Source organism: Pseudomonas sp. FW305-28 (assembly GCF_017351395.1).
Classification (GTDB): domain Bacteria; phylum Pseudomonadota; class Gammaproteobacteria; order Pseudomonadales; family Pseudomonadaceae; genus Aquipseudomonas; species Aquipseudomonas fluorescens_AA.
Genome location: NZ_JACNDD010000235.1, coordinates 1 through 6,306, shown reverse-complemented (window position 1 = coordinate 6,306; position 6,306 = coordinate 1). Strand labels below are relative to the sequence as shown.

The 6,306-nt window shown below is 60.8% G+C and carries 5 protein-coding genes and 1 pseudogene; 4 read left to right on the top strand and 2 right to left on the bottom strand.

Annotated elements, in window-relative coordinates:
- Positions 1-176: 176 nt before the first annotated feature.
- On the bottom strand, positions 177-1,283 hold the full coding sequence (locus J4E53_RS29425) for a hypothetical protein (protein WP_103311266.1): 1,107 nt from the start codon (positions 1,281-1,283) through the stop codon (positions 177-179).
- A 342-nt stretch (positions 1,284-1,625) separates the two neighbouring features.
- On the opposite strand from J4E53_RS29425, the pseudogene J4E53_RS31255 reads away from it, so the two are divergent.
- Positions 1,626-2,780: pseudogene (locus J4E53_RS31255) on the top strand (FIST signal transduction protein); the annotation flags it as partial.
- 195 nt (positions 2,781-2,975) lie between these two features.
- Positions 2,976-3,653, top strand: coding sequence for a methyl-accepting chemotaxis protein (locus J4E53_RS31250; RefSeq protein ID WP_404942848.1), 678 nt, complete (start codon positions 2,976-2,978; stop codon positions 3,651-3,653).
- Between the two features lie 172 nt (positions 3,654-3,825).
- On the opposite strand, the gene J4E53_RS29415 is transcribed toward J4E53_RS31250, so the two are convergent.
- Complete coding sequence (locus J4E53_RS29415) at positions 3,826-4,221, bottom strand: DUF4280 domain-containing protein (RefSeq protein ID WP_072404866.1); 396 nt, start codon at positions 4,219-4,221, stop codon at positions 3,826-3,828.
- Between the two features lie 195 nt (positions 4,222-4,416).
- On the opposite strand from J4E53_RS29415, the gene J4E53_RS29410 reads away from it, so the two are divergent.
- A complete protein-coding gene (locus tag J4E53_RS29410; RefSeq protein WP_103311270.1) occupies positions 4,417-5,484 on the top strand; it encodes a phosphotransferase family protein in 1,068 nt (355 codons plus the stop codon).
- A 23-nt stretch (positions 5,485-5,507) separates the two neighbouring features.
- A complete protein-coding gene (locus J4E53_RS29405; protein WP_003180553.1) occupies positions 5,508-6,275 on the top strand; it encodes an SDR family oxidoreductase in 768 nt (255 codons plus the stop codon).
- Positions 6,276-6,306: the final 31 nt, after the last annotated feature.

Below are 6,306 nucleotides of genomic sequence, written 5' to 3'. Positions count from 1 at the left end.
GCTCGCTCCCACATTGGATCGGTGGTGAACCTCAGTTTATCGACTGGCACCGCCCCCTGTGGGAGCGAGCTTGCTCGCGATGGCGGTGGATCAGTTGGCCTCGATGCTGGATGTGCCGACGTCTTCGCGAGCAAGCTCGCTCCCACAGTTCTTTCCCACAGTTTTTCGTCAAATGTTCAGCGGTTGGCTTCCAGCTTGTACCTATCACCCGCCGACGCCGGAGTCGTCTCATTGGCCAGGGCAAAAACACACTCATCCAGATAAGGCCTGACATCCGCCCATTTCTTGCGATCGGCGATAAATCCCCGCAGCTTCTTGCCGGCATCCACAACATCCGGCTCATGGGCCATCAACATGAGCCTGGCGACTGAGCTGGCGTCATCGTCCTTGTGCTTGGCATGATCCTGCCGAGCGTAAGAGTGAAACTCCTCGATCCGCCCCAACACAGCCTCGGCACCGCCCATGCACTTGTCACCCAGGACCTCTTCGCGCCGCTGCGCATGTCCACCGGCAAAGCTGTCCTGGACAAGATGAAGCAAACTGCCAAACGCCACCTGATTCACATTCGCCCGCAACCATGGACGCCCCACCGCAAAAAGATCCTGCACGGTTTGTCCGTTATTGAAATGCTGTTCCCAGCCTTCGATCTGGATGTCTTTCAAATAGGTATTGAGGGGGTAGGTACCATCGGCAACCCCCCAGGCGAACTCGGCCCACATCATGATTTCGCGCTTGGTCTTCTCTGGCGCGTCGCCCTCTTGGGACGCCATTGCATGCAAGAATTGCAGGTCGCCAAAATGCGAACGGGAGATGTAGTTCCCCGTCCCCATGAACGCCATTGGATCGGAAGCGCTTATGTCCTCGGCTTTCTCGAAGAGATTGACCCAGCACCGCGTCTGCGAGATGAAACCAACCGAGTAACGTCCATCGCAGCCCTTGGTCTTGGCATCTTCCGCGCCCGGCATGAACACCGGATCATCGTTCCAGCGAACCCCGGCAATGACATAAGCACCGGCGTTCTCCAGGTTGGGGTTACTGCAATCCTGCCAATCTCCGTCACACCCATAGATCTTCTGCGTCAGCGCCTCATGGGCAGGATCGGAAAAGTTATGCAGCGCGAAACTGGCGAAAGGCACCGTCGCCCTATAGGAAACCCCGTATTTCTTGGCCATCTCCCGTTCAGCCAACGTGCCATCCGGCGAGAGTTGAAAAGCGTTGGCGTGCCCGATGCAACCCAACAGAACACCCCAGGCAACTCCTGACACGGCTTTGTGTTTGTTCATGAATCGTCTCTGCGAAGGGCGGTGACGAGCAGGTTCTCGTCTCACGCCGGGGATGGTTTGTGGTGGGCATGGCAAATGGCAAGAGGCCATCGTCGATAGCATAGCGGGTGGGGCTTTGTCGTCCAGCGAGCAAATGCTGATTTTTTCCAGTAGGTTTCCTGGGACCAATACGAAAGTCGCTATCCAACAGGCGGAGTAAACCCCAACCAAAAGCCCCTATGGACCGCCCCCGCAAATAGCACAAGCTCACGCCCATACAAGTCCCCTGCCGTGATCGCTACAGAGAAAGGACTCCGCACGCATACCTCGTACGCGTCACGTCGCGCTCAACCGAGTCCTGCCATGAACCTATCGAATCTCTTCAACAAAGCCCGAGCCCGCACACAGGGGGCGGTCAGCGTGGCCTGCACGTTGAGCGAACTGGACCAGGCACTGGCCAGCGTACGCATCACACCGGTATTGATCGCCGGGTTTGTCTCCCCTCACCTGGACATCGACGGGGTCGCCGCCAAGGTCAAACAGCGTTTTCCCCAAAGCGCCATCAGCCTGTGCACGACGTCGGGTGAGCTGTGCAACGGTGCGAACGCGCTGTATTGCCAGACTGGCGAGACCTGGGACCGGGTGGTGCTGCAGCTGTTCGACGCCAGTGTGATTGCGTCAGCCGAGGTGGTGATGGTACCGCTGGAGTGCGAGGACATTCGCGGTGGCGGCAAGCGCCTGGCCATGCGTGAGCGAATCGCTCGGTTGGTGAGTAACATCAAGCAGGCGCAGGTGAGCACGCCCATTGACCATCGCGATACCTTGGCCTACGTGGTGTTCGATGGTCTTTCGGCTTCCGAGTCGTTCTTTATGGAGGCGCTTTATGAGTCTGGACGCTTCCCGTGCTTGTTCGTCGGCGGCTCAGCCGGTGGCAAGGCGGATTTCAAGAAGACCCTGATCAGTGATGGGCAGCGCAGTTACCAGAACCATGCGCAGATTGTCTTTCTGAAAACCGCGGCGGATGTGCGCTTCGGAGTGTTCAAGAGCCAGAACTTCCAACCTGCCGGGCTGACATTCAGCGTGCTGACCGCGTCGGTCGAAGACCGCACCATCGATCAGGTCATCGACAGCCGTGGAAACATCAAGAGCATGGTCCAGGCGCTGTGCGAGGCCTTCGAGTGCAGTGCCCAGGCGCTGGAAAAGAAGCTGGCCGATTATTCATTCGCCATCCGCGTGGGTGATGAGCTGTTCGTCCGTTCCATTGCCCGCATCGACCATCAGCAGCAGATCATCCAGTTGTTCTGCGACGTGGCGCCCGGCGAAGAGCTGGTGATGGTCAAGCGCACGCCCCTGCGCGAGGCGACCCGGCTCGACTACGAGAAATTTCTCAAGGGCAAAGGTGGCCGGCCGGTGGCCGCCATTCTCAACGATTGCATCCTGCGCCGGCTCAACAACAGCAGCGACCTGGGCAGCATGGCCGGTATTTTCGGGGATGTGCCTCTGGCCGGCTTCTCGACGTTTGGTGAAATCCTCGGTTTGAACCTTAACCAGACACTCACGGCGATTTTCTTCTTCAGGGTCACCAAGGGCGCCGGGTTTGTCGACGAGTACGTCGATCACTTCATCACTCACTATGGCGAGTTCAAAGCCTTTTTCCTGCGCCGCCAGATCAAGAAGCTGGCGGGCCTGAACCATGTCGTGGTCAAGCAGATCATGGCGTTCAAGATGAATGACTTCAGCAGCGCCTTGGACACTCGCGGCCTGGACCAGACGATCCTGCCGGTGTTCGACGGCCTGACGGACCTGGGCCAGGTATTGGCGCAGGCCAGCCAGCACCAAGCGTCGATGGCGACGCAAATCAAGCATTACTCCGGCGAACTGCACCTGTCGATGGATGACCTGACGGGCACCATCGACCGGCAAAACAGCGTGGCCGAGCAGGCCGGCACCACCGTCGAGCAGCTTGCCACGCAAGCGGGTGAAGCGGTGGTCGGTGCCCGTGCGCTCGCCAGTTCGAGCTTGCGTATCCAGTCGATCGTACAGGTCATCCAGCAAATCGCGGGACAGACCAACCTGTTGGCCCTCAACGCCGCCATCGAAGCAGCGCGGGCCGGTGAGATGGGCAGAGGCTTTGCGGTGGTGGCCGATGAGGTCCGCAAGCTTGCGGAAATCACCCGCAAGAATGCCGCGGAAATCGGCGTGGACATCGACCTGCTCTCGACGGAGATCCAAGGCGTCGCCCAACAGATCGAAGACCAGTCCGTCGCCGTGAGCGCCCTGCGGGAGATGCTCGATGCCCTGGAAGACTCCAGCCGTACCACCGAAGGCACGGCACAACGCACGAAGGCCATCGCCGACACCTTGACCGGGCTGACCCACGCCAATGCGTGAGGCCAAGTCGCCCCGGCGATGGATCAAGATTGAGCGATCAGCACACGTCCCCTTGTGGGAGCGAGCTTGCTCGCGATAGCGGTAGATCAGTTTGCGGTGATTGACTGTGCCGACGTCATCGCGAGCAAGCTCGCTCCCACAGGGAGTTTGTGGTTGTTCACAGGCGTCACCGTCAGGGAATCAACATCTGCACCTGCCCCGGCACGACGATCTTGATCACCCCGGCCCAGGTGCACATCAAGGTGCTATTGGCGTCGATGGCCGGCATGTTGCCCAGCAACAGGGTCGGGGCGCCGCCGGGGATCCATGGCGCCGCAGTGGCCGGGATGCAGGGCATGGGGGTCAGCACGCCCAGGGCCGCCGCGGTGGCGGCGGCCACGGTGGGGTTCGCCAGGCTCATGCACATGCCGAAGGTGGTGATGTTCACCAGCGGGATGTGATCCATGATGTTCGCCGCCGGCATCCCGCCGGTCAGCAGGCGATTGACCGGCAGCACATTGAGCACCGCCGGGGCTGCGCCGAAGCTGCATTGCAGGGTCGCGGTGCTACAGACTTGCGGGCATCCCATCGCGGTGGCTCCTTTGACAGCGACTCCCCGAACCATAGCTCGCCCGCATCCGACGCGCACGCCGCCATGCATCAAGCCCGCTGATTATCCGGCAACACGCTAACCTATAAGACCCTGGCGTGCTTGTGACGCCTCCCACGCGCCATTAGATTAGCCAATGATCGATGGCCTCCAAAATAAGCAGAAGGGATAAGCATGGCGTTTACTGATCAGTCCACCCGCGTGCGCGACGGTGAAGAACTCGATGCCAACCTGATCGACCCGTACCTCAAGGCCCACATTCCCGGCCTCACCGGCCTGCCACGGATCAGCCAGTTTCCCGGTGGCGCGTCGAACCTGACCTACCTGCTGGAATACCCCGACCAGGAATTCGTCCTGCGTCGGCCGCCGTTCGGCCACAAGGCCAAGTCCGCCCACGACATGGGCCGTGAGTTCCGCATCCTCAACCAATTGCGCGAAGCGTTCCCGTACTGCCCCAAAGCCTATGTGCATTGCACTGACGAATCGGTGATGGGCGCCGAGTTCTACGTGATGGAACGGGTCAAGGGCATCATCCTGCGCTCCGACCTGCCGCCGGAGCTGGGTTTCGACGCCGCCCGCACCGAAGCGCTGTGCAAGAGCTTCATCGACCGGCTCGTCGAACTGCACCGCGTCGACTACAACGCTTGCGGCCTGGCCGACCTGGGCAAGCCCGAAGGCTACGTGGCCCGGCAGATCCGTGGCTGGAGCGACCGCTACGAAAAAGCCCTGACCCCCGATGCGCCGAAATGGGAGACGGTCAAGGCCTGGCTCAACGACAAGATGCCCGCCGACCACCCGACGTCGAGCATCGTCCACAACGACTACCGCTTCGACAACGTGATCCTCGACCCGGAGAACCCGATGCAGATCATCGGTGTGCTGGACTGGGAATTGACCACGATCGGCGATCCATTGATGGACCTGGGCAACAGCCTCGCCTACTGGATCGAGGCGGACGACCCGGCGCCGGTGCAACTGATGCGCCGCCAGCCGAGCCACGCCCCCGGTATGCTGACCCGCCGCGAATTCGTCGATTACTACGCCGAGCGCGCCGGGATCCGCATCGACAACTTCGACTTCTACTACACCTACGGCCTGTTCCGCCTGGCCGGCATCGTCCAGCAGATCTACTACCGCTTCTTCCACGGCCAGACCCAGGACAAACGCTTCGCGCAGTTCGTTCAGATGAACAAACTGCTGGAGCAGATGAGCCTGCAGGTCATCGGTAAATCCACGCTCTGAGCGCCCCATCACAAGGAAACAGCATGTCCAAGACCCAGTTGTTCGACCTCGACGGTAAAATCGCCTTCGTTTCCGGCGCCAGCCGCGGCATCGGCGAAGCCATCGCCAAACTGCTGGCCCAGCAAGGCGCCCATGTGATCGTGTCCAGCCGCAAGCTCGACGGTTGCCAGCATGTGGCCGATGCGATCATCGCCGCCGGCGGCAAGGCCACCGCCATCGCCTGCCACATCGGGGAAATGGAGCAGATCAGCCAGGTGTTCGCCGGTATCCGCGAACAGTTCGGGCGCCTGGACATCCTGGTGAACAACGCCGCCACCAACCCGCAGTTCTGCAACGTCCTGGACACCGACCTGGGTGCGTTCCAGAAAACCGTGGACGTGAACATCCGCGGCTATTTCTTCATGTCGGTGGAAGCCGGCAAGCTGATGCGCGAAAACGGCGGCGGCAGCATCATCAACGTGGCGTCGATCAACGGCATCTCGCCGGGGATCTTCCAGGGCATCTATTCGGTGACCAAGGCCGCGGTGATCAACATGACCAAGGTCTTCGCCAAGGAATGCGCACAGTTCGGCATCCGCTGCAACGCCCTGCTCCCGGGCCTGACCGACACCAAGTTCGCTTCGGCGCTGGTCAAGAACGACGCCATCCTGAAAACCGCCCTGGCGCAGATCCCCCTCAAGCGCGTGGCCGACCCGAGCGAAATGGCCGGCGCGGTGCTGTACCTGGCCAGCGATGCGTCGAGCTACACCACGGGTGTGGCGTTGAATGTGGATGGTGGGTTCCTCTCCTGATAGCGAACGCCATGGCAGACCTGTGAGAAAC